The organism is Nocardia sp. N2S4-5, assembly GCF_044628355.1.
In the GTDB taxonomy this organism is placed as follows: Bacteria; Actinomycetota; Actinomycetes; order Mycobacteriales; family Mycobacteriaceae; genus Nocardia; species Nocardia wallacei_B.
In genome coordinates this window covers 756857-783262 of the sequence record NZ_JBIUPM010000001.1, presented here as the reverse complement: position 1 = coordinate 783262, position 26406 = coordinate 756857, and the positions used below count along the sequence as shown (strand labels likewise).

Annotated in this window: 3 protein-coding genes; all 3 read right to left on the bottom strand. The window is 71.3% G+C overall.

Going from position 1 to position 26406, the window contains the following annotated elements; genetic code table 11:
• Window positions 1-11 precede the first annotated feature (11 nt).
• Genes ACFMRZ_RS03555 through ACFMRZ_RS03545 form a run of 3 tightly spaced genes read right to left on the bottom strand, consistent with a single transcriptional unit; the run spans window position 12 to window position 26390 of the window.
• The gene (locus ACFMRZ_RS03555; protein ID WP_400177891.1) at window positions 12-5336 is read right to left on the bottom strand and encodes a type I polyketide synthase; all 5325 of its coding nucleotides are present in this window, start codon (window positions 5334-5336) and stop codon (window positions 12-14) included.
• Window positions 5333-10510: a type I polyketide synthase gene (locus tag ACFMRZ_RS03550; protein WP_400177890.1), complete on the bottom strand. Its 5178-nt coding sequence runs from the start codon at window positions 10508-10510 to the stop codon at window positions 5333-5335. The genes ACFMRZ_RS03555 and ACFMRZ_RS03550 overlap by 4 nt, the downstream gene beginning before the upstream one ends.
• A 25-nt stretch (window positions 10511-10535) precedes the next feature.
• Complete coding sequence (locus ACFMRZ_RS03545) at window positions 10536-26390, bottom strand: SDR family NAD(P)-dependent oxidoreductase (protein ID WP_400177889.1); 15855 nt, start codon at window positions 26388-26390, stop codon at window positions 10536-10538.
• Window positions 26391-26406 lie beyond the last annotated feature (16 nt).

Genomic DNA, 26406 nt, shown 5'->3' with positions numbered 1-26406 from the left:
CTCTTTTCCGGCTACTGCTCGAATTCGGTGTTGCCGAGCGCCAATCGGATCAGGTCGGCCTCGCTCATGTCCTGAATGCTCGACACGGTGCGCTGCTCGGTCGCCGGGGTGTCCCCGGCCAATTCGAGCAACCGATCGAGTAGCCCCGAGGCGCGCAGCGCGGCCGGCGGGATCGCGGCGATCGCGGTCCGGATCCGGTCGTCGTCGTCCGCGGCCGGGCCGGTGTCGCCCAGCAGGCCGGTGATGAATTCGGCCATCGCGGTGGAGTTCGGGTGATCGAAGGCGACCGTGGCCGGCAGCGACAGTCCCGTCGCGGCGCGCAGGCGGTTGCGCAGTTCCACCGCGCTCAGCGAGTCGAATCCGAGGTCGAGGAACGGGCGGTGCGGGTCGATATCGCTCGCTTCGGGATAACCGAGAATGGTCGCGGCCTCGGCGGTGACGAGGTCGAGCACGGCCTGCGAGCGCCGCTTTCCGGTCAGTCCGGCGAAGGACGCGCGCGGTGCCCGGTCGCTGGTCGCGACGGGCCGGACGGGCCGGCGCACCAAGCGTTCCAGGATCGGCGGTACGAAGCCGCCGCGCTCGAGCGCGGCGTGGTCCAGTCGCGCGGCCACCGTGACGGACAGGTCCGACCCGATGACGCCGTCGAGGATCGACAATGCCTGGGCGGCAGGCATTTCCAGCAGTCCGGCCCGTGCCATCCGCCGCCGGTCCGTTCCGGCCAGCCGCCCGGCCATCCCGTCGCCCGCCCAAGGCCCCCAGGCGATGGAGGTGCCGGGAAGTCCACGCGCGCGGCGGTATTCGGCGAGCGCGTCGAGGACGGCGTTGGCGGCGGCGTAGTTGCCCTGGCCCGGGCCGCCCAATACGCCCGATACCGAGGAGAACAGGACGAACAGCGACAGGTCGAGGTCCGCGGTCAGTTCGTGCAGATGCCAGGCCCCGAGCACCTTGGGCGCGAACACCTTCGCGATTCGTTCGGCGTCCAGTGATTGCACCACCGCATCGTCGAGGACGCCCGCGGTGTGCACCACGCCCGACAGGGGCGCGTCGGCCGGGAGGGTGGCGAGCGCCTTGCGCAGCGACTCACGGTCGGCGACGTCGCACGACTCGATGCGCACGGTGGCACCGGCCGCGGTCAGCTCGGCGGCCAGCTCGGCCGCCCCGTCCGCCGAGGGGCCACTGCGGCTGAGTAGCAACAGGTTCCGGACGCCGGACGCGCTCACCAGGTGGCGCGCGACGGTCGCACCGAGTCCGCCGGTGCCGCCGGTGATCAGCACCGTGCCCGGGACGGGGTCGCCGCCGGAGGCAGGTAGTGGGGCGCGGGCCAGTCTCGGCACCCACACCGCGTCGCCGCGCACCGCCAGCTCCGGCTCCCCCGTCGCGAGCAGTGCGGCCGGATCAATGTCGTCGGTGTCCACATCGGCCACGACGATCCGGTCGGGGTTCTCGGCGCGTGCGGCGCGCGCCAGGCCCCAGACCGCGGCCCCGGCGAGATCGGAGATCGACTCGCCGGGTGTGGCCACCGCGCCGCGGGTCAGGATCAGCAGGCGGGCGTCGGTGAGGCCGGGAGCCGACAGCCAGCGCTGCATCGCGCGCACCAGGCGGGCCGTCCGGGCGGCCGCCGCCCCGAGGTCCGGTTCCGCCGGGTCCACGCACCGGACGACGATCGCGTCGGCGGACGCGGTCACGTCGTCGTCTCCCGTCCACTCCACGATCGACAGGTGCGTGGACGGTGGCAGCGGCCGGCGCAGCCACTCCAGCCGGAAGACCGAATCATGTTCCGGGGCAGGCGAATAGGCAATCTCCAGCGCGGTCGGGCGGCCCGCCACCGACCGCGCCGTGAGCACCGGCCGGCCCGCCGCGTCCGCGATCCGCACGGTCATCTTCGACGATTCGCCCGACAGCGCCACCCGCAGCCGCGTCGCCCCGGCCGCGTGCAAGGTGACCTCGCTCCAGGCGAAGGGCATGAGCGGCTCGTCGGTCGCGGCCAGTCCGATGTGCAGCGCCGCATCCAGCAATGCCGGGTGCAGCCCGAATGCCGCGGGTTCCGCGGCCGCGGCGGCGGGCAGGGCGACATCGGCGAATCGCTCGTCGCCGCGGCGCCACGCGGCCGTCACGCCGCGGAACGACTCACCGTAGGCGTAGCCGCGCGCGGCCAGGACACGGTACAAGTCGTCCACGTCGATCGGTTCGGCCCCGGCGGGCGGCCACCGGGTGAATTCGCCGTCCGCCGGACCCGGTTCCTTCCCGAGCAGGCCGCGTGCGTGCAGCGTCCACTCCGCGCGCCCGCCCGTGTGACCCGAATGAATGGTCACCACGCGGCCGTCGGCATTCTCCGCCTCGACCACGACCCGGATCTCGAGCCCCTCGTCGGGCACCCGCATCGGAGTGTGCAGCGTGAGTTCCCGCAGCGCCGCGTATCCCACATCGTCGCCCACGCGAATCGCTAGCTCCACCAGGGCCGTTCCGGGCAGCACGGCCGTGCCGAAGACCAGGTGATCGGCCAGCCAGGGCTGTGCCGCCGGGGCGACCCGGCCGGTGTAGATCACCGCGCCGCTTCCGGGATCGTCCAGTGCCGCCGACAGCATCGGGTGCTCGATCGCCCGCATCCCCGGCCCGGCCGCACCGGCCGCCGACCACCAGTAGCGGCGGTGTTGGAACGCGTAGGTGGGTAGGTCCATCGGGACGGACGCCGCCGCGGAGAAATAGCGGGGCCAGCGCAGGTCAGCGCCTGCCGCGAAGGCCCGCGCCGCACCTTCGACGACGGTATCGGTTTCCGGTCGCCCGGCACGCAGCACGGGCACGACGGCCGCCGCGTCGACCGCCTCGGCGATCAGTGCCGACAGTCCGCCGTCCGGTCCGACCTCGACGAACCGCGTCACGCCCGCCGACGAGAGGGTGCGCAGGGCGGCGTCGAATCGTACGGTCTCACGGACGTGCCGGACCCAGTACGCGGCGGTGCCGTAGCCCTCGCCGCCGATATCACCGGTCACGGTGGACACGATCGGAATCCGCGGGGCGGTCGTGGCGATTCCGGCGATCGCGGCGGCGAATTCGTCGAGCATGGGTTCCATCAGCGCCGAGTGGAACGCGTGCGACACCCGCAGGCGCGAGGTCTTGCGGCCGCGCGCGGCGAACCACGCGGCGACATCGCCGACCGGGCCGGAGTCGCCCGAGATCACCACCGAGTCGGGACCGTTGATCGCGGCGATCTCGACGCCGTCCGTCAGGTGCGGCGCGATCTCGGCCGCGGCCGCCCGCACCGCGACCATGGCCCCGCCCGCGGGCAGCGCCTGCATGAGCCGCCCGCGCGCGGCGACCAGGGTCACGGCGTCGTCGAGCGACAGCACACCGGCGACATGAGCCGCGGCGATCTCACCGACCGAATGGCCCATGACGAAATCCGGTGTCATTCCCCAGGATTCGAGCAGCCGGTACAGCGCGACGGCCATGGCGAACAAACCGGCCTGCACGTATCCGGTCCGGTCGAGCAGGTCCCGATCCGTACCCCACACGACCTCGGCCAGCGAGATGTCGGCGTCGCGGCGCAGCGCCGTGACGACCTCGTCCCACGCGGCGGCGAAAACCGGTGAGGCGTCGTACAACTCGCGCCCCATGCCGAGCCGCTGCGAGCCCTGTCCGGCGAAGACGAACGCGGTGGTGCCCGGAACCACCTGTCCCGTCACCACATTCGCCGTCCGTTCACCGGCCGCCAGCGCCGTGGCCGCCGCACGCAGTTCCGCCCGCCCCGTGCCGAGCAGGACCGCGCGGTGCTCGAACGCCGAGCGCCGGGCCAGCGCCGCGCCGATATCGGTCGGCGCGAGTTCGGTTCGGGCGTCGAGGTATTCCGCCAGCCGGCGGGACCGGTCGCGCAGCGCCCGCTCGGTGCGGCCCGCGAGCATCCACGGAATCCGGGGCAGGGCCGGCGCCGGCGGCGTTCGGGGTTCGGGGTTCGGCGCCTGTTCGAGCACGACGTGTGCGTTGGTGCCGGACAGCCCGAACGAGGACACGGCCGCCCGGCGCGGCCGGTCCCCGCCGTGCCACCGCTGCGCCCGGGTCGGCAGCGCGACCGCGCCCGCCGACCAATCGACGTGCGGTGAGGGCGCGTCGGCGTGCAGCGTCGGCGGCAGGGTGCCGTGCCGCATGGCCTGAATCATCTTGATCACGCCCGCTACGCCCGCGGCGGCTTGGGTGTGTCCCATGTTCGACTTGATCGACCCCAGCCACACCGGCCGGTCCGCCGCGCGGTCCCGCCCGTAGGTCGCCAGGACCGCCTGCGCTTCGATCGGGTCACCGAGCGTGGTCCCGGTGCCGTGCGCCTCGACGACGTCGATATCCGCCGCGGTCAACCGGGCCGCGGCCAGCGCCGCGCGGATCACGCGCTGCTGCGCGGGCCCGTGGGGGGCCGTCAAGCCGTTGCTCGCGCCGTCCTGGTTGACCGCCGAGCCGCGCAGCACCGCCAGCACGTCGTGTCCGTGGCGGTGAGCGTCGCGCAGCCGCTCGAGCACCAGGATGCCGACGCCTTCCGACAAGCCCACGCCGTCGGCGCCCGCGCCGAAGGATTTGCACCGGCCGTCCGGCGCCAGGCCGTGCTGCCGCGAAAAGCCCAGCAGCATACCGGGAGTCGACATCACGGTGACGCCGCCGGCGAGGGCCAGCGAACATTCCCCGCCGCGCAGCGACTGCGCGGCGACGTGCAATGCCACCAGCGAGGAGGAGCACGCCGTATCCACGGCTATCGCGGGACCGGTCAGGCCGAGCGTGTAGGACACCCGGCCCGGCAGGACCGAACCCCCGTTGGTGGTCAGCAGATAGTCGGCGATCTCGGCCGGCGCCTCGCTCATGCGCGGCAGGTAGTCCCAGGAGAACGAGCCGATGAACACTCCGGTGTCGGTGCCGCGCAATGCCTTCGGGTCCAGACCGGACCGCTCGAGCGCCTCCCACGACACTTCGAGCACCTGCCGCTGCTGTGGATCCATGACCCGCGCCTCGCGGGGCCCGATGCCGAAGAAGCCCGCGTCGAACTCGGCGACTTCGGCCAGGAAGCCGCCGTATCGCGTGGAGGTGCGCCCGGCCCGGCCCGGTTCGGGATCGAACAGCCCGGGGTCCCAGCCCCGGTCGGCAGGGAACTCACCGATCACGTCGCGCCCTTCGGCGACCATCTCCCACAGTTGTTCCGGCGTCTCGATGCCGCCGGGGAAACGGCACGCCATGCCGACGACCGCGATCGGTTCGGCAGGCCGCGCACGCAATTCGTCGTTCTCGCGCTGTAGCGCGTGGTTCTCCTTGACCGCGATCCGCAGCGCGGTGAGCAGTTCCTCCTCGGTCGGCACCGTCACTCACCGCCGCTCGTCCGGCGCGGCCCGGCGAGAACGTGGCGGACCAGCGCTCCGGCGTCCATGCTGTCGAATTCGGCTGTGCCGGAATCGGATACGGGTAGCGGGACCGCGACGGTCGCGGTGTCGGTCGCCGCCTGCTGCCCGAGGCCGAGTTCGGTGACGAGGTGATCGGCCAGTTCCTCGGGTGTGGGGTGGTCGAAGACGAGGGTGACCGGTAGCGGCAGCCCGGTCTCGGACCGGATCCGTTCGCGGAACTCCATGGCGCTGAGCGAGTCGAATCCCAAGTCCTGGAAGGTGGACAGCACCGGCACCTCCGCGCTCGATCGGTAGGACAGCACCGCCGCGACGACTCCACGCACCAGCTCCCGCAGGTGGTGGCGCCGTTGCGCGACAGTGAGCGGCCGGAGTCGCTCACGCAAGGCCGCTTCCCGGTCGGGCCCGGCGGCGACCGCGCGGGCCGGGGCCGCCGTGAGACCGCGCAGCTGCGCCGGGAGGTCTCCGGTACGCGCCCGCAGCGCGGCTCGGTCGACCGCCATCGGGACGACGACCGCCTCGTCGGCCGCCAGCGCCGCGTCGAGCAGCCGCAGCCCCGCCGCCGTCGGCAGCGGCGCGACACCCTGCCGCCGGATGCGCTGGGCCTGTTGCTCACTCACCTCGGTGCCCATGCGGGCGTCCGCCCACGGCCCCCACGCGAGCGAGATCGCGGCCAGCCCGTGCGCACGGCGGTGCGCGGCCAGCGCGTCGAGAAAGACGTTCGCCGCCGCGTAGGCGGCCTGCCCACCGGCGAGGATCAGCCCGCCGACGGAGGAGAACAGCACGAACAGCGACAGGTCGCGGTCGCGGGTCAGTTCGTGCAGATGCCAGGCCCCGTCGGCTTTCGCGCGCAGCGTGGCGTCCAGCCGGTCGGCGGTGAGTCCGGCGACGACACCGGTGTCGAAAAGGCCTGCGGCATGGACGATTCCGGTGAGTGGCCGGTCGTCGGGAATCTCGGCCAGTACCCGGGCGAGCGCGTCCCGGTCCGCGACATCGCAGGAGACGATACGGGCGCGGGCCCCCTTGCCGGTCAGGTCGGCGGCCAATTCCTCGGCGCCCGGCGCGGATTCGCCCCGGCGGCCGAGCAGGACGACGTTGCCCGCACCGTAGGCGTCGACCAGGTGACGGGCGACGAGCGCGCCCAGTACCCCGGTGCCGCCGGTGATCAGTACGGTGCCCGTCCGGAGCCGCTCGATCGGGACCGCCGGGGTGTCATCGTTATCGGTGCCGGGTACCGCGGACAGCCGCGGCACCCACACCTGACCATCGCGTGCGACCATCTCCGGTTCCCCGGTAGCCGCCAGCCGGGCCGGGTCCACGGTGTCGTCGGTGTCCGCCAGCATGATTCGGCCCGGATGTTCGGCCTGAGCCGATCGCACCAGGCCCCACACCGGCGCGACGGCGAGGTCGTGGATGTCCTCGCCGGGCCGCGCGACCGCACCCCGGGTCAGCACGAGCAGGCGGGCGGCATCGGGATCCGCGGACCACCGCTGGATTACCTCGAGCAGATCGGCGAGCCGGTGCCGGGCGCCGGTCAGCGTCTCCGTGCCGCCGGGCGCGACGGGAACCACCACGGTGTCGCCGCTCGACCCCGCGGCGGGCCATTCGCGCAGGTTGTCGCCGTTGGCCTCGGCGGCCGGGACGGGCTGCCAGACGGTCGTGAACAGCGCGCCCCGCACCTGGCCCGAGGCATTCAGCTGGTCCGGTGTGAACGGCCGTCCGATGACGGATTCGACTGTCAGCACCGGGTTGCCGGAGGGGTCCACCGCGCGCAGCGACATCCGTCCGGGACCCTGCCGGATTCCCGTGGCTCGCAATTCGCTCGCGTGCGAGGCGTGCAGGGTCACGCCCGTCCATGCGAAGGGCAGCACCAGGTCGCCGCCTTCCAGCAGCGCCGGATGGGTGGCCGCGTCGAGGAGCGCCGGGTGCACGGCATAGGCGCTCGCGTCGGTATCCGCCGCGCCGGGCAGCGCCACTTCGGCGAAGGAGCGCTCCCCGTGCCGCCAGGCCGCGCGGACACCGCGGAAGGCCGGACCGTAGTCGTAGCCTAGTGCGGCCAGGTCGTCGTAGGCGTTGCCGAGGTCCACCGGCGCGGCGCCGGACGGTGGCCATGGTGTCGAATCCGGCGGCGGGACAGACGTATTCGTCGCGGCCAGGGTGCCTTCGGCATGCGTCGTCCAGTCGTCCGCGTCGTCGCGGCACGAGGCGATCCGCACCGACCGTTCGCCCGCGGCCGTGTCGCGTACGAGCACGTGCAGCCGGACGGCGGCGTCGGGCGGGATCGGCAGCGGCGCGTGCAGGGTCAGTTCCCGGATGGTGGTGCAGCCCACCTCGTCCGCGGCGCGCAGGGCCATTTCCACGAAGGCGGTGCCCGGCAGCAGCGGCCGGCCGAGGATCGCGTGGTCGGCCAGCCACGGGTGGGTTGCCAGCGAGAGCCGCCCGGTCAGCCGGACCTCGGTGGTGCCCGGTTCGTCGAGTGCGGCCGACAGCAGCGGGTGGTCGATGGGGCGCAGTCCGTGTCCGGTCGCGTCGCCGGTCGCCGGCCGGGCCTGCCAGTAGGTGCGGTGTTCGAACGGGTAGGTCGGCAGCGCCGTGCCGTGCGGCCTGCGGGGGTAGAGAGCGGTCCAGTCGACAGTGTGTCCCGAGGTGTGCAGCGCGCCGAGCGCCTCGTGTACCGATCGCGGCTCGGGCCGGTCCGGTCGCAGCAGGGCGATCGTGGTGGCGGTGGGCGCGGTCTCGGTGATGTGGCCGGTCAGCCCGCTGTGCGGGCCGATCTCGAGGTAGCGGGCGGCCCGCCGGTCGGCGAGCGTCGCGATACCGCGGCCGAATCGGACGGTGTCGCGCACGTGGCGGACCCAGTATTCGGCGGTACCGTAGCCGTCGCCCGCGAGTTCGCCGGTCAGGTTGGTGGCCAACGGGATACGCGCGGGAGTGGGGACGATACCGGCCAGCGCGGTGCGGAGTTCGTCGAGCACCGGTGTCATGGCGGCGGAGTGGAAGGCGTGCGATACCGCGAGCGTCTTGGTGCGGTAACCGGCTGTGCCCGCACGCTTTTCCAGCCTGCCGACCGCGTCGACCGGTCCGGCGACGACGGTCGCGCCGGGGCCGTTGACCGCGGCGATCTCCACGTCCTCGGCCAGCAGCGGCGCCACATCCTGCTCGGCGGCGTGCACGGCGAGCATGGCGCCGCCGGACGGCAGCGACTGCATGAGCCGGGCGCGGGCCGTGACGACGGTGGCGGCGTCGGACAGGGTCAGCACTCCGGCGGCGTGGGCGGCGGCGATCTCTCCGATGGAGTGGCCGATCACGAAATCCGGTAGCACGCGCCAGGATTCGAGCAGTCGGAAGCCGGCGACGTGCAGCGCGAACAAGGCCGTCTGGGCGTGCAGGGTGCGGGTGAGGTCGTCGGCCCGGTCACCCCACGCGATGTCGCGGACCCGCAGGCCGAGCGCGTCCTCGACCTCGTCCCAGGCTTCGGCGAAGACCGGGTGGGCGGCGTGGAGTTGCCGTCCCATCCCGAGGCGCTGCGAGCCCTGGCCGGTGAACACGAACGCCGTCTTCCCGGCGATGCCGGTGGCGGCGTGCCCGTCGAGATCGGTCAGGCCGTCGAGCAGTTCGGCCGTGCTGTCGCCGGTGATCACCGCGCGGTGCTCGAACGCCGTGCGCCGGGCCAGTGCTGCGGCGACATCGGCGGCGTCCAGGCCGGGATTGTCGCGCAGGTGCGCGCGCAGCCGGGACGCCTGCTCGGACAGCGCATTTCGGGTGCGGGCCGACAGTGCCCACGCCACGATCGACGGGCGGGCGGGGCGCGGCGGCCGCTCGGGGCGCGGCGGCTCCTCCAGAATGACGTGGGCGTTGGTGCCCGAAATTCCGAACGACGAGACCGCCGCCCGCCGCGGACGCCCCAGATCCGGCCACGGCCGCTGCTCGGTCAACAGGCGCACATGACCCGACGACCAATCCACATGCGGCGTCGGCTCGTCCACATGCAACGTCTTCGGCAGAATCCCGTGCCGCATCGCGTGAATCATCTTGATCACACCCGCAACACCGGCCGCCGCCTGTGTATGACCCATATTCGATTTCACCGAACCCAGCCACAAGGGCTCGCCCGAGAAATCCCGCTGTCCATATGTCGCGAGAATGGCATCGGCTTCGATCGGGTCGCCGAGCGTGGTTCCGGTGCCGTGGCCTTCCACGACATCGATATCCGAGACGGAAAGTCCCGCGTTCGCGAGAGCCGCGCGAATTACCTGTTGCTGTGCTGGTCCGTTCGGCGCCGTCACACCATTCGACGCACCATCCTGATTCACCGCCGAACCCCGCACCACCGCAAAAACCTCATGATCATTACGAACAGCATCCGAAAGCTTCTCCACCACAAGAACACCCACACCCTCACCCCAACCCACACCATCCGCCCCCGCCCCAAACGACTTACACCGCCCATCCGACGCCAAACCCCCCAACCGCGAAAACTCCACAAACACCTCCGGCGTCGCCAACACCGTCACCCCCACCACCAACGCCAACGAACACTCCCCCACCCGCAACGACAACCCCGCCTCATGCAACGCCACCAACGACGACGAACACGCCGTATCCACCGACACCGCCGGACCCCGCAACCCCAACACATACGCCAACCGACCCGACACCAACGACCCCGCCTGACCCACCAACCCATAATCGTGATACATCACCCCCGCAAACACACCCACACCACCACCCCGCAAACCCCACGGATCAAAACCACCCACCTCCAACGCCTCCCACCCCACCTCCAACACCAACCGCTGCTGCGGATCCAACCCCACCGCCTCCCGCGGCGACACACCAAAAAACCCCGCATCAAAACCACCCACCCCCTCCACAAAACCCCCACACCCCACCCCCGAACCACCCACCACACCCCACCCCCGATCCACCGGAAAACCACCCACCACATCCCGGCCACCCGACACCACACCCCACAAACCCTCACCCGACACCACACCACCCGGAAAACGACAACCCACACCCACCACCGCCAACGGCTCACACCAAGCACTCTCGAGTTCCCTATTGCGCTCGCGCAGCTGGCGCAATTCGACCGCGGTGCGTTTCAGGTAGCGGACGTATTTATCGTTGTCGGTCGTCACGTCGGATCCTCTCTCCTTACGACGCTCAGAGTTCGCGATCGATGATCGCGAGAAGCTCGTCGCCGGTCGCGGCTTCGATGTCGTCGTCGGTGCCGGGCCGTTCGCCGTTCTCCCATTTCGCGGCCAGGGTGTGCAGTCGGTGCAGTACCCGCGCGCGATCGGCGGAACGGCCGGGATCGATGGTCCGCGACAGCGCGGCGTCGAGCCGATCCAGCAGGCCGTCGAGCGAATCCGTCGGCGCCGCTGTGGTTTCCGCCAGTTCGCGGGCGAGGATCTCGTGCAGGTAGTCGCTCAGCGCCAGCGGCGTCGGCCGGTCGAATACCAGCCCCGCGGGCAGCCGCAGCCCGGTCGCGGCGCTCAACCGGTTGCGGAATTCGACCGCGCCCAGGGAATCGAAGCCGAGATCGGTGAAGGCCCGGTCCGGGTCGATGCCGTCGGCCTCGGCGCGGCCCAAAACGGCGGCAGTGTGTGCGCGGACGGCGTCGAGCACCAGGTCCGGCCGTTGCGCGGGCGCCGCGCCGCGCAGCCTTTCCCGCAGGTGCGCGATCGGTGTCCCGGCGCCCGCGTCGGTCGGCGTGGGCACGAGTCCGCCGAACAAGGGCGGCAGCATGCCCGCGCTGGCTCGGGCTCGCAAGCCCGGCAGGTCCCAGCGCGCGGCGACGACGACGCTGCGGTCGGTGCGCACGGCGTCGTCGAACAGTCGCAGCGCGTACTCGCTCGACATCGGGGCCACACCCGCCCGACGCACCCGTTCGCGGTCGGCTGCCGCGAGATTCCCTGTCATTCCGGTGTTTTCGTCCCACAGGCCCCATGCGATCGAGGTGGCGGGCAACCCCCGGGATCGCCGCCGGGCGGCCAGCGCGTCCATGGCGCGGTTGGCGGCGGCGTAGTTGGCCTGTCCGGCGGTGCCCAGTACGCCGGCGACCGAGGAGAACAGCACGAAGGCGGCGAGCTCGGCGCCGCCGGTGAGTTCGTCCAGGTGCCGGGCGCCGTCCACCTTCGGTGCGAATACCCGGTCGATGCCGTCCGCAGATTGGGTGGCCAGCACCGCGTCGTCGAGGACACCGGCGGCGTGCACCACTCCGGTCGGCGGCGCGTCGTCCGGCACGTCGGCCAGCGCGCGACGCAGCGCCTCCCGGTCGGCGACATCGGCGGCGGCGATCCGCACCCGGGCGCCGGTGGCGGTCAGGTCGCCGGCCAGTTCGGTGGCGCCCGGCGCGGCCGCGCCCCGGCGGCTGATCAGCAGCAGCGACCGTACCCCGTACTCGGTCACCAGATGGCGTGCCAGCAACGCACCGAGCCCACCGGTGCCGCCGGTGACTATCACTGTCCCGGAACCGAATTCGGGACGCGGGCCGTTGCCGTCCGGTATCCGTTCCAGGCGTGGCACGAACACGCTGTCGCCACGAACCGCCGATTGCGGCTCCGGGCATCGCGCGATCGTGGCGGCGTCGAGATCGCCGCCCGCCGCCAGGTCGACCAGGGCGATACGGCCCGGGTGTTCGGATTGTGCCGCGGCGACGAGCCCCCAGATCGCTGCGGCCGCCGGGTCCGGTGCGCCCGTCCCGAGATCGACGGCCGCGCGGGTCGCAATGATCAGCCGCGTCCGCTCGTTGTGCGGGTCGCCGAGCCAGGGCTGCACGAGATGCAGCACCTCGCGTGCGGCCGCGGGCACGGTGGCAGCGGAATCCGATTCGGCCGCACCGCATTCCACGACGACCGCGTCCGGCCCGTCGCCATTGCGCCCGGACATCGCGGCGAGACCGGGCGGGTCGGTCACCGCGACGGTGCCGGGGTCGGCGGCGGGTGCGGCCTGCTCGATCCAGTGGAGGCCGTGCAGATGTGCGGCCGCGCCGGAAACCAGCTGCGCGGCGGAAACCGGCCGGGAGCGCAGGTTTTCGACGGTGAGCACAGGACGGCCGGATTCGTCGGCGACCTTGACCGTCACGGTGTCCGGGCCGGTCGGCGAGATCCGCGCTCGCACGCGGGTGGCGCCCGGACCGGTCAGGCGCACGCCGCTCCAGGAGAAGGGCAGCAGCAGGGTGTCTCCGGTGTCGTCGGCGGCGAGCAGAACGGCGTGCAGCACCGCGTCGAGCAGCGCCGGATGCAGGAGATAGCCCTGCGCGTCGACTGTTTCGGGCAGCGCCGCCTCGACGTACACTTCGCCGTCCGCACGCCAGGCGCCGCGCAGTCCGTGGAAGGCCGGACCGTAGTCGTAGCCGCGGTCGGCCAGCATGGTGTACAGCCCCGGCGGGTCCAAACGCTGCGCCGGGTCGGGCGGGCCGTCCGGCACCGTGTCACCGGAATTGGTCGAATCCGCTGCGGCGAGAATACCTTCGGCGTGCTGGATCCACGCGACGTCGTCGGTGCGCGAATATACGGCCACGGACCGCCGCCCGTCGCCGTCGGGAGCGCCGAGGAGCACCCGGAGCTGCGCGCCGTGCCGATCGAGCGGCAGCGGCGCGGCCAGGGTCAGCTCCCGCAGCACCGTCAGGCCGACCGTGTGCCCGGCGCGGAGCGCGAGTTCGACGAAGGCGGTGCCGGGCAGCAGGGTGGTGCCGAGGATCGCGTGGTCGGCCAGCCATGGATGGGTGCGCGGCGACAGCTGCCCGGCCAGCGTCACCGCCGCGGTGTCGGGATTGTCGACCACACCGGCGAGCAGTGGGTGGTCGATCGGGCGCAGCCCGAACTCGGTGGCGTCGCCCCCGGGCGCCGCCGTGAGCCAATAGTTCTCGCGCTGGAAGGCGTAGGTGGGCAGGGTGATTCGGCGTGCGCCGGTTCCCTCGAAGAACCGCGACCACTCGACGTCGTGCCCGGCCTCGAACAGTCGTCCCAGGGCCGCGACGACCGCGACCGGTTCGCCGCCGGGTGTAGGCAGTGTCGCGATCACCGCCGCGTCGTCGATGATGTCGGCGATGGTGGCCGTCAGCCCGCTGTCGGGCCCGACCTCCACGAACCGCCGGGCGCCGTGTTCGCGCAGCGTCGCGATCCCGTCACCGAATCGCACCGCTTCACGCACGTGCCGCACCCAGTATGTGGCGCTGCCGTATTCGTCCGCGCCGAGTTCGCCGCTGAGGCCGGCGCTCACCGGCAGCCGTGGCGCACGGGGCGAGATGTCCGCGATGGCCGCGGCGAAGTCGGACAGGATCGGTTCCATCGATGCCGAGTGGAATGCGTGGGATACGGTGAGCCGCTTGGTGCGGCAGCCTTCGGCCGCCAGGGGCGCCGCCACCTGTTCGACGGCCGCCACGTCCCCGGAGAGCACGACCGACCGCGGGCCGTTGACCGCGGCGATCTCCGCGCCGTCGAGTAGCCGCGGGCGCACCGTGTCCTCGCTCGCCCGCACGGCGATCATCGCGCCGCCGCCGGGCAGCGACTGCATCAATCGGCCGCGTTCGGCGACCACGCGCACCGCGTCGGCGAGTGACAGCACGCCCGCGACGTGCGCGGCGACGATCTCACCCACCGAATGGCCCACGACCGCATCGGGTGTCGCGCCCCACGATTCCAGTAGCCGGAAAAGGGCGACCTCGACGGCGAACAAGCCCGCCTGGGCATTTTCGGTCTGCGCCAGCAGGTCGGCGTCCTCGCCCCACACGATCGCGCGCAGCGGCAGGCCGAGATGCTCCTCGACGGCGTCCCATGCTGCGGCGAACACCGGATACGCCTCGTACAGCTCGCGGCCCATACCCGGCCACTGCGATCCCTGTCCGGGGAATACGAACACCGTCCGGCCCGGAACCTGTTCCGCAGGTGTCACTTCGGCCGCCGCGGCCAGCAGTTCCGCACGGCCGGTCCCGGTCACCACCGCCCGGTGCTCGAACACTGTCCGGCGTGTCAGCGCCGCACCCACCTCGACGGCTTCCAATTCGGGCCGCTCCGTGACGAATTCACGCAACCGTGCCAGCTGCGCCGACAAGGCCGTCCGGGATCGCGCCGATACCACCCACGGAATGATCAGCGGCACTGTACGTTCCGGTGTCGGGTCCGGCACGGCGACCGGCGCCTGCTCGAGCACGACGTGGGCGTTGGTCCCCGAGATACCGAACGACGACACCGCCGCCCGCCGCGGACGACCCAGATCCGGCCACCGCCGCTGCTCGGTCAGCAGTTCGACATGCCCCGCGGACCAATCCACATGCGGCGACGGCTCATCCACATGTAGGGTCTTCGGCAACACCCCGTGCCGCATCGCCTGAATCATCTTGATCACCCCCGCCACACCCGCCGCCGCCTGCGCGTGACCCATGTTCGACTTCACCGAACCCAGCCACAACGGCTCACCATCCGCGGCACGCTGCCCGTAGGTCGCCAGCACCGCCTGCGCCTCGATGGGATCGCCGAGAGTGGTGCCCGTACCGTGGGCTTCCAGGGCATCGACATCGCCCACCGTAAGCTCGGCGTTCGCGAGCGCGGCACGAATGACCCGCTGCTGCGACGGACCGTTCGGCGCGGTCAAACCGTTCGACGCGCCATCCTGATTCACCGCCGACCCCTTGACCACCGCCAGCACCTCGTGACCGTGGCGCACGGCATCCGAAAGGCGCTCCACCACAAGCATTCCCACGCCCTCGGCCCAGCCCGTCCCGTCGGCGGCCGCCGCGAACGACTTGCAGCGGCCGTCCCCCGACAAACCGCCCTGCAACGAGAACTCCAGGAACACGGCGGGCGACGCCATCACCGTCACCCCGCCCACCAGCGCCAGCGAACACTCCCCCGCCCGCAACGACAACCCCGCCTGATGCAACGCCACCAACGACGACGAACACGCCGTATCCACTGTCACCGCAGGACCTTCCAAACCCAGCACATACGACACCCGACCCGACGCGACGCTGGCCGCGATCGCGGGAATGCCGTATCCGGTGGCGCCGTACCCCTGCGGTGAGGCCACGCCCGCGAAGACACCGGTCGCGCTGCCCTGCAACGATTTCGGGTCGATTCCGGCGTGCTCGAGCGCCTCCCAGGCGACCTCGAGCAGCAGCCGCTGCTGCGGGTCCATCCCGAGCGCCTCGCGCGGCGTGATGCCGAAGAACCCGGCGTCGAAACTCCCGGCGTCCTGGAGGAATCCGCCTTCGCGCACGTAGGTCTTCCCGGCCACACCGGGTTCCGGGTCGTACAACCGTCCGAGGTCCCAACCCCGGTTGTCCGGGAACTCGCCCATCACGTCCCGCCCGCCGAGCACGATGTCCCACAGCTCGTCCGGCGACGCCGCGCCGGGATATCGGCACGCCATCCCCACGACGGCCAGCGGTTCCGCGCTCGCGACCGCGGCTCTGTGCACCTGCTGCGGCAGGCCGCTGCCCGTCAGTTCGCCGACCAGGTAGCGGGTCAGCAGGCGGGGGGTCGGGTAGTCGAAGACGGCGCTCGCGGGCACCCTGACGCCGGTCGCCGCGCCGATCTGGTCGCGGAAGGCGACGGCGTCGAGCGAGTCGAAACCGATGTCCTTGAAGGCGTGTCCGGACTCGATCTGCTGGGCGTCGGTATGGCCGAGTACCGCGGCCGCCCGGGAGCGCACGAGGTCCAGCACATGCTCGTACCGCTGTGTCTCGCCGAGCCCCGCGAGTTCCTGTGACAGCGCGCCCGGCGCCGGGACGCGCGTGGCGGTGGCCCGCTGTGCGGGCACGAGATCGGCGAAGATCGACGGCAGCGTACCGGCGGCGGCGCGCGAGCGCAGTTCCGGGAGATCCCATCGTCCGGCGATCACCGCGCTGGTCTCGGTGCTCAGCGCGCGGTCGAACAGGGCGAGCGCGTGGTCCCGCGTCATGGCGGCGACTCCGGCGCGCTGCAGCCGATGCAGATCGGTTCCGGCGAGATGACCTGTCATTCCGGTGCTGTCGTCCCACAGGCCCCACGCGATCGATGTGGCGACGGCGCCGCGGGCGCGGCGGTAGGAGGCCAGCGCGTCCAGGAAGCTGTTCGCGGCAGCGTAATTGGCTTGCCCGGCCGCGCCGAGGGTCCCGGCGACCGAGGAGAACAGGACGAAGGCGGCCAGGTCGGTGCCCGCGGTGAGTTCGTGCAGATGCCAGGCGCCGTCCACCTTGGGCGTGAAGACGGCGTCGACCCGATGCGCGGTCTGGTCGGGCAGGACGGCGTCGGCGAGCACGCCGGCGGCGTGGACGACGCCGACCACGGGCGCGTCCGGGGGCGCCGCCGCGAGCGCGGCGCGCACGGCCTCCCGGTCCGCGACATCCGCCGCCACGAGCTGGACCCGCGCTCCCGCCGCGGTCAGGTCGGCCGCCAAGTCGGCGGCGCCGGGGGCGTCCGCGCCGCGGCGGCCGAGCAGCAGCAGCGACCGGACGCCGTGCTCACGTACCAGATGCCGGGCCAGCACCGCGCCCAGGCCGCCGGTGCCTCCCGTGATCACCACGGTGCCCGAATCCAGTTGTACGGCAAAGGGGTCGGTGACCGCTTCGGCGGTGGGGTCGGGCTCGATTTCGCCGATCCGTGGGACGTAGACACGTCCGCCGCGGACGGCGAGGCGGTCCTCGGCGGTGGTGAGGTAAGTGGCCGGATCGGTCCGCGCGTCGGTGTCCGCGAGCACTATGCGGTCGCTGTATTCGGCCTGTGCCGAACTCACCAGCCCCCAGACGGCCGCGGCGGCCAGGTCCTCGGCCGGTGCGCCGGGCGTGGCCACCGCGCCGCAGGTCTCGACGACCAAGCGGCTGTGCAGGCAGCGGTCGTCGGCGAGCCAGCCGCGCAGCATGTCGAGTACCCGGTGGGTGAGGGTGTGCACCTCGCGGATCAGGTCGTTACCGTCGATGTCGCCGGCGCTCGGGCAGCGGACCACGAGTATGTCGGGGATCGGGTCGTCGGTGATCGCATCGGCGAAGTCCGCGAGGTCGATTACTCGGATATCTCCGTCGAAACGCTGAGCAGCCGTGTCGCCCAGCTCTTTCCACGAGACTTCGTGCAGTGGCCGCGCGGTGTCCCCGGCTTGGAGTTGCTCCGCGGACAGCGGCCGGGTGCGCAGGGTGGCGGTGAAGACGGGCTGCCCGGCCGGGTCGGCAAGCCGGACGCTGTAGGTGTCGCCGGCGGTGGTGACGATGGTCGCCCGGACACGGGTGGCGCCGGTGGCGTGCAGGACCGCACCCGACCACAGGTACGGCAGCGGCGTCACGCCGTTCTCGGTGGCCTCGGGCAGCACGGCGTGCAGCACGGCGTCGAGCAATGCCGGATGGATGCCGTATCCGCCGGGTTCGACGCCCTCCGGCAGCGCGATCTCGGCGTAGGTGTGGTTGCCGTCCCGCCAGACCTGCTGCAACCCTTGGAAACTCGGTCCGTAGTGATAGCCGCGGGCGCTCAGGATGCCGTACGGGTCGTCGCGGTGGACGGGTTCGGCGTGCGGCGGCCAGGGTTCGTGTCCGGGGTGCGTGTCGGCGGTGTCCCCGGTGAGCAGCCCTTCGGCGTGTAGCTGCCAGGGCGTGGGTTCCGCGGCATCCGGTCGCGCGTAGACGCGCACCGGCCGCCGGCCGTCCGGGTGCTCACCGCCGACGACCACGTGCAGCTGCATCGCGCCCCGGTCCAGTGGCAGCGGCACGAGCAGGCTCAGCTCGTCGACGACGGGCGTGCCGGTCTCGTCCCCGGCGCGGACCGCCAGATCCACGAAGGCCGCGCCGGGCAGCAGGGTCCGGCCGTGCACGACATGGTCGGCGAACCAGGCGACGGTCGGTGACAGGCGTCCGGTGAGCCGGACCCCGTCGCCCTCGGGCGCGGGGATCACGGCGGACAGCAACGGGTGCCCGGTGGTTTCCAGGCCCGCCGTCGTGAGGTCGGCGGTGGCCCGGGTATCGGACCAGAACCGCTGATGTTGAAATGGGTAGGTGGGCAGTGGAATTCGCCGTGCGCCCGCGTCGTCGAACAGCCGCTGCCAGGCGACGGGCACACCTCGCGTCCAGGCGTGGGCGGCGTTGGTGAGGATCTGCTGCCAGCTGCCGTCGTCGCGGCGCAGCGATGGCACGGTCGCCAGGCCGCGGTCACGCACCGTCTCGTCGGTGACGGAGTCGAACGTGTCGTGTATCGCCGCGAGCAGCACCGGGTGTGGGCTGGCTTCGATGAACACCGAACGACCGTGGGCGAGCAGGGCGCGGGTGGCGTCCTCGAAGCGCACGGTGGAGCGCAGGTTCCGGTACCAGTATTCCGCGTCCAGCTCGGTGCCCGCGAGCACCCCGCCCGTCACCGAGGAGAAGAACGGGACGTGGCCGGGGCGGGGCCTGATGTCCTCCAGTGCCGCAACGAGTTCGGCTCGGATCTGTTCCATTTCGGTCGAGTGGCTGGCGTAGTCCACCGGCAACCGACGCACCTGCACTCCGTCGCGGACGCAGCTGTCGACGAACGCGTCCAGCTCGTTCACGGGACCCGAAACCACCACCGACTCCGGGCCGTTCACCGCGGCCACGCTCAGTCCGGTCCCCAGCCGAGCCGCCGCCGCACCCTCCGACGCACCGACAGCGACCATGCCCCCGCTGCCGGTGAGGTTCACCAGCAACTTCGACCGCGCCGCGACGATCCGCGCCCCCTCCTCCAACGACAACACCCCCGCCACACACGCCGCCGCCACCTCACCCTGCGAATGACCCACCACCCCCGACACCACCACACCCAACGACTCCCACACCGCCGCCAACGACACCATCACCGCCCACAACACCGGCTGCACCACATCCACCCGACCCAACAAACCCCCATCCCCCAACACCTCACCCAACGACCAACCCACCCACCCCGACAACGCCACCTCACACTCACCGAAACGCTCCGCAAACACCACCGACTCCCCCAACAACACCCGACCCATACCCACCCACTGCGAACCCTGACCAGGAAAAACCAACACCACACCACCCGACACCGCCGCAGGTGTCGCGGCCGCCTGCGCCCACGCGGCGAGCAGTTCGTCGCGGTCGCGGCCGACTACGGCCGTGCGGTATTCGAGTGCGGAGCGGTAGGTCAGCGATGCTCCGATGTCCGCGGCGGCCAATTCCGGGCGCGCGGTGACGAATTCGCTCAGCTGGGCGGTGTGCGCCGCGAGTGCGGGGCGGGTTCGGGCGGAGACGAGCCACGGGATCACCGGCATCTGTTCTCGCGCAGGGCTTTCGACCGGTTCCGGTTGCGGGGGCTGTTCGAGGATGACGTGGGCGTTGGTCCCCGAGATGCCGAACGACGACACCGCCGCCCGCCGCGGACGACCCAGATCCGGCCACGGCCGCTGCTCGGTCAGCAGTTCGACATGCCCCGCGGACCAATCCACATGCGGCGACGGCTCATCCACATGCAGGGTCTTCGGCAGAACGCCATGCCGCATGGCCTGGACCATCTTGATCACACCTGCCACACCCGCCGCCGCCTGGGCATGGCCCATGTTCGACTTCACCGAACCGAGCCACAGCGGCTCGCCGTCCGCGGCACGCTGCCCGTAGGTCGCCACGAGCGCTTGCGCTTCGATGGGATCGCCGAGAGTTGTTCCGGTGCCGTGGGCGTCGACGGCATCGACATCGCTCACCGACAAATTCGCGCTCGCCAGGGCCGCGCGGATGACGCGCTGCTGCGAAGGACCGTTCGGCGCGGTCAAACCGTTCGACGCGCCGTCCTGATTCACCGCCGACCCTTTGACCACCGCCAAGATTTCGTGGCCGTTGCGTATCGCGTCCGACAGACGCTCCACCACAACGACACCCACGCCCTCCGCCCAGCCGGTTCCGTCGGCGGCCGCCGCGAACGATTTGCAGCGGCCGTCCCCCGACAATCCGCGCTGTGCGGAGAACTCCACGAACACGGCGGGCGACGCCATCACCGTCACCCCGCCCACCAGCGCCAGCGAGCACTCCCCCGCCCGCAACGACAACCCCGCCTGATGCAACGCCACCAACGACGACGAACACGCCGTATCCACCGTCACCGCAGGACCTTCCAAACCCAGCACATACGACACCCGACCCGAGGCGATGGATCCTTTGCCGTCGCTGGCCGGGTAGTCGTGATACATCAGGCCGGTGAACACGCCGGTGTCGCTGCCGTGCAACGACTTCGGGTCGATACCCGCGGCTTCCAGCGCCTCCCACACGACCTCGAGCAGCAGCCGCTGCTGCGGGTCGGTCTCCGCGGCTTCACGCGGGCCGATGCCGAAGAATGCCGCGTCGAATTCCGCGGCGCCATCGAGGAATCCGCCCGATCGGGTCGACGACTTGCCGGCCACGCCGGGTTGCGGGTCGTACAGCCGCTCGATATCCCATCCCCGGTCGGCCGGGAAGTCGGTTACCACGTCGCGGCCCTCGGCCACCATGTGCCACAGGTCGTCCGGCGACGCGACGCCGCCGGGGAACCGGCATCCCATGCCCACCACCGCCAAGGGTTCGTCCGTTCCGGCAGTGACGGGGGCCGGCCGGGGCGCGGACGAGTCGTCGCCGGTGAGTTCGGTGAGCAGAAACCGGGTGAGGGCGCGTGGCGTCGGGTGGTCGAAGACCACGGTCGAGGGCAGCGTCAAACCCGTTGCCGCGCCGAGTCCGTTGCGGAAGCGCACCGCCGCGAGGGAGTCGAACCCGAGATCCCGGAAGGCGTGGCTCGCATTGATCGCGGCGGGACCACTGTGCCCCAGCACCGCGGCGGCCTGACTCCGGCAGATACCGAGCACCGTCTCGAATCGCTGCTCCGCGTCGAGATCCCGCAGCCGATCACGCAGACTTTCGGCGGGCGGACCGACCACGGCTGTCCGGCGGCTCGGCACGAGCGCCGAGAACACCGGCGGCAGTGTGCCTTCCGCGGCCCGCGCGCGCAGGGCAACGGTGTCCAGCCGCGCCGCCACAGCCAGCGGTGCGTCCACGGCCAAGGCGTCGTCCAGCAGCCGCAGCGCCTGCCCGGTCGACAGTCGCCCGATACCCGAGCCCCCGGCCTCGACACCCGTCAGGTGCGCGGTCATCGCGGTCGTCTCGTCCCACAACCCCCACGCCACGGCCACGCCCGCCAGCCCGAGGCGGCGCCGGTGCGCGATCAGCCCGTCGAGAAATCTATTGGCAGCCGCATAATTGGCCTGCCCCGCGCCCCCCAGCACACCCGCCGTCGAAGAAAACACGACGAACGCCGACAACTCCTTGTCCGCAGTCAATTCGTGCAGATGCCAGGCCCCATTCACCTTGGGCGCCAACACATCCGCAAGCCGCTCCGCTGTAAGCGCCTGCACCACCCCGTCATCGAGCACACCGGCCAGATGCACCACCGCCGACAACCGCAACGGCTCCACCACCCGCGCCAACGCGCCCCGATCCGTCACATCACACTCGACAACCTCCACCACGGCCCCCACCCCAGCCAACTCCTCCACCAACTCACGCGCACCAGCCGCCCCCACCCCACGCCGGCTCAACAACACCAGCCGCCCCACCCCATAACGCCGAACCAAATGCCGTGCAACAGAGGCCCCCAACCCCCCGGTCCCCCCGGTAATCAACACCGTCCCACCAAACCCGGCAACGGCAGCCGAACCGGACGCCCGCGCGGAAGTAGGCGCAGCCGAGGACGCGGACATGGACTCCAGGTCCGAGCCGGACGCGGCCGCAGCCGCAGGCGCTGCCATGGCATCAGACACCGACGCGGATGTGGAAGCAGGCGCGGGACCAGAAGGGGGCGCACCTGCAGGTGCCGAGTCAGAGCCGCGCTCCGAGACGGAAGCGGCCTCGGACACGGGAGTAGGCACCGAAGCGGACGCAGGCGCAGGCGAGGACGTCGGCGCGGACGCGGACGCGGACGTGGGCTTAGGCGCAGACGCGAGGGCAAGCGCGGATGGCGGTGGGGGCACGAGGGCGGACGTGGGAGCGGGGGCGAGGGTGGGTGTGGGAGCCGCGGTGGGGGGTGGGACGGGGATGGGGCGGAGGCGGGGGACCCAAAGGTGGGATTGGCGGATTGCTATCTCGGGTTCGGTGGCTGCGGCGATGGCGGTCAGTTGGGTGGGGGTGGTGGGGCTGTCGAGTAGGACGATGCGGTGTGGGTGTTCGGACTGGGCCGCGTGTACCAGGCCCCAGACCGCGGCGGCGGCGGGGTCGACGGGGTCGGTGCCGGTGACATCTACTGCGTTGGTGGTGGTTATCAGGAGGCGGGATCGGGCGAAGCGTGGGTCGCCGAGCCAGCTTTGCAGGGCCGCCAGCATGGTTGTGGTTGCGGTCCGGGCCTTTTCGGCCGGGTCGGTGCCCGACGGCGTGCATCGCAGGAGGATTATGTCGGCGGCTTGTTGGTCGTCCGATCCCCACTCCGCGATCGTCGCGGGACCGGTGTCGGGCAATTCCAGTGGTATCCAGCCGAGTTCGTAGAGCGGTAGCGCATCGGCGTCGCCGGTCCGGAGTTGTTCGGCTGTCATGGCGCGGGTTTCGAGTGTTCCACTGAATACCGGCTGCCCGGCCGGGTCGGTGAGCCGGACATCGTAGCTGTCGCCCGCGCCGATGATCACCGCGCGGACCCGGGTGGCCCCCGTGGCGTGCAGGACCGCGTTCGACCACCGGTACGGCAGCGGCGCCCGGTCCGCAGCCTCGGTCACCAGCACCGCGTGCAGGGCCGCGTCGAGCAGGGCGGGGTGGATGCCGTATCCGGTGCTGTCCAGTCCCTCCGGCAGTTCCGCTTCCGCGTAGCGATGGTCGTCGCGCCGCCATACCCGTCGCAGTCCGGCGAAGTGCGGGCCGTAGTCGTATCCGCGTTCGCGCAGCGAGTCGTATGGATTGTCGAGCGGCACGAGGTCGGCTCGGGGCGGCCAGCCCAGCTCGCGCTGCGACGCGGAGACCGTGAGATGCTGTGCCAGCCGACCCTCGGCATGCAACTGCCAGACACCGGAATCGGCCACGGCCACACGGGAGTAGACGCGCACCGGACGATAGCCGGGGGTCTCCTCCGCGCCGACGGCGACGTGCACGTCGACCGCACCCGCATCGAGCAGCAGCGGCGCGGTGAGGGTGAGTTCGTCCACGACCGGGAAGCCGATTTCGTCACCGGCCCGGATCGCCAACTCCACCAACGCCGTTCCCGGCAACAGCGTCCGACCGAACACCACGTGATCGGCCGCCCAGGGCGGATTCGTCGCCGACAGTCGACCGGTGAGCCGGATCCCGCCGGTCTCCGGGACGTGAACGGCCGCCGCCAGCATCGGATGGTCGGCCGCGCGAATCCCGGCCGCACCGAGCCCGGGTGCCCCCGCGGCGGCGTCGAGCCAGTACCGCTCATGCTGAAATGCGTAGGTGGGCAATGGCACACGACGTGCCCCCACCCCTTCGAACAGCGTCCGCCAATCCACCGGCACACCGCTCGACCAGGCCGTTGCCGCATTGCCGAGCAACTGTCGCCAGCTGCCGTCGTCGCGCCGCAATGAAGGCACGGTCACCAGGCCACGATCACGCACCGCCTCATCGGTGATCGAGTCGAATGTCTCCTGCACCGCCGCGAGCAGTACCGGATGCGGACTGACCTCCACGAACGTCGTGCACCCCTGGCCCAGTACCGCGCGAGTGGCGTCCTCGAAGCGCACGGTCGACCGTAGATTGCGGAACCAGTAGTCGGCGTCCAACAGGGTGCCGTCGATCCGCTCACCGGTGACCGACGAATAGAAGTCCACGTGGCCCGCCCGGGGCCGGATATCGGCCAGTGCCGCAACGAGTTCCGCCCGTATCCCCTCCACCGCCGCCGAATGACTCGCGTAACCCACCGGCAACCGCCGCACCGAGACCCCCGAACCCGCACACGTCTCGACGAATACGTCCAGCTCGTCCTGCGGACCCGAAACCACCACCGACTCCGGGCCATTCACCGCGGCGACACCCAATCCACCGCGCAGCCAACCACTCACCGCACCCTCCGACGCACCCACCGCGACCATCCCCCCGCCATCCACACCCACCAAGAGGCCCGACCGCGCCGCGACGATCCGCGCCCCCTCCTCCAACGACAACACCCCCGCCACACACGCCGCCGCCACCTCACCCTGCGAATGACCCACCACCCCCGACACCACCACACCCAACGACTCCCACACCGCCGCCAACGACACCATCACCGCCCACAACACCGGCTGCACCACATCCACCCGACCCAACAAACCCCCATCCCCCAACACCTCACCCAACGACCAACCCACCCACCCCGACAACGCCACCTCACACTCACCGAAACGCTCCGCAAACACCACCGACTCCCCCAACAACACCCGACCCATACCCACCCACTGCGAACCCTGACCAGGAAAAACCAACACCACACCACCCGACACCGCGGGCCCGCGGAGCACTGCCCGCCCTTCGGCAATCTCGCCGAGACCCCTCAGTAACTCGTCCCGATCGCCGCCGAGCACCACCGCGCGGTGCTCGAACCGCGAACGATTACTCAGCGACCATCCGATGTCGACCGAGCCCGATTCCGTTCGCGCGGCGAGGAATTCACGAAGCCCGGCAGCCTGCGCGACCAGCGCGGACCGCGAGCGCGCCGAGAGCACCCACGGAATCACCGGCAGACCGGCACGATCAACCTCGGGCACGGCCTGCTCCGGCGCCTCCTCCACGATCACATGCGCGTTGGTGCCGGAAATGCCGAACGACGACACACCCGCGCGCCGTGGACGATCCGCACTCGGCCACGGTCGCGGCTCGGTCAGCAGCTCGACATTCCCGGCCGCCCAGTCCACGTGCGGAGTGGGGCGGTCGACGTGCAAGGTGGCGGGCAGCGTGCGGTGACGCAGCGCCAGAATCATCTTGATCACTCCGGCCACACCCGCCGCCGCCTGGGTGTGCCCAAGATTGGATTTGATCGAGCCCAGCCACAGCGGGCGGTCACCGGGACGGTCCTGCCCGTAGGTCGCGAGGATCGCCTGCGCCTCGATCGGGTCGCCGAGAGTCGTTCCCGTGCCGTGCGCTTCGACGGCATCGACATCGCTCACCGATAAACCCGCACTCGCCAGCGCCGCACGAATAACCCGCTGCTGCGACGGACCGTTCGGCGCGGTCAAACCGTTCGACGCGCCATCCTGATTCACCGCCGACCCTTTGATCACCCCCAGAATCTCGTGACCGTGGCGCAGCGCGTCCGAAACACGCTCCACTACAACCACACCCACCCCCTCGGACCAACCAGTCCCGTCGGCGGCCGCCGCGAAGGACTTGCAGCGGCCGTCCGGCGACAGCCCGCCTTGCAGTGAGAATTCGACGAACACCTCCGGCGACGCCATCACGGTGACCCCGCCCACCAGCGCCAGCGAGCAGTCCCCCGCCCGCAACGACAACCCCGCCTGATGCAACGCCACCAACGACGACGAACACGCCGTATCCACCGTCACCGCAGGACCTTCCAAACCCAGCACATACGACACCCGACCCGACACCACACTGGCGGCGGTCGCGGGAATGCCGTGACCCGGCGCCGCGTACTCCTGCGGCGACGCCACACCCACGAACACCCCGGTATCGCTGCCGCGCAACCCTTCCGGATCGAACCCCGCGGATTCCAGTGCCTCCCAGGCCACCTCGAGCAACAGCCGCTGGCGCGGGTCCATGCCGACCGCCTCGCGCGGGCTGATACCGAAGAACGCCGCGTCGAATTCGGCGGCACCGTCGAGGAAACCGCCCGACCGGGTGTACGACCTGCCCTCCGTGCCCGGCCGCGGGTCGAAGAGACCGGCCACATCCCAGCCGCGGTCGGCCGGGAACTCCCCCACCACGTCCCGGCCCTCGGCCAGCAGCCGCCACAAGTCGTCCGGCGACGCGACGCCGCCCGGATATCGGCACGCCATGCCCACCACGGCCAGCGGCTCGGGCGCGCGGCCCAGCCGCAGCTCGCGGTTCTCCCGGCGCAGGCGCTCGACGCGGCGCATCGACGCCCGCAGAGCCTCGACCAGTTCGGTATCCGGAGTGTCAGTCATCGCATCCCCTCGCAAC

Bases quoted from the DNA above. Each gene is read 5' to 3' on its own strand.
- ACFMRZ_RS03545 (WP_400177889.1), bottom strand. From the start codon at position 26,390: ATGACTGACACTCCGGATACCGAACTGGTCGAGGCTCTGCGGGCGTCG.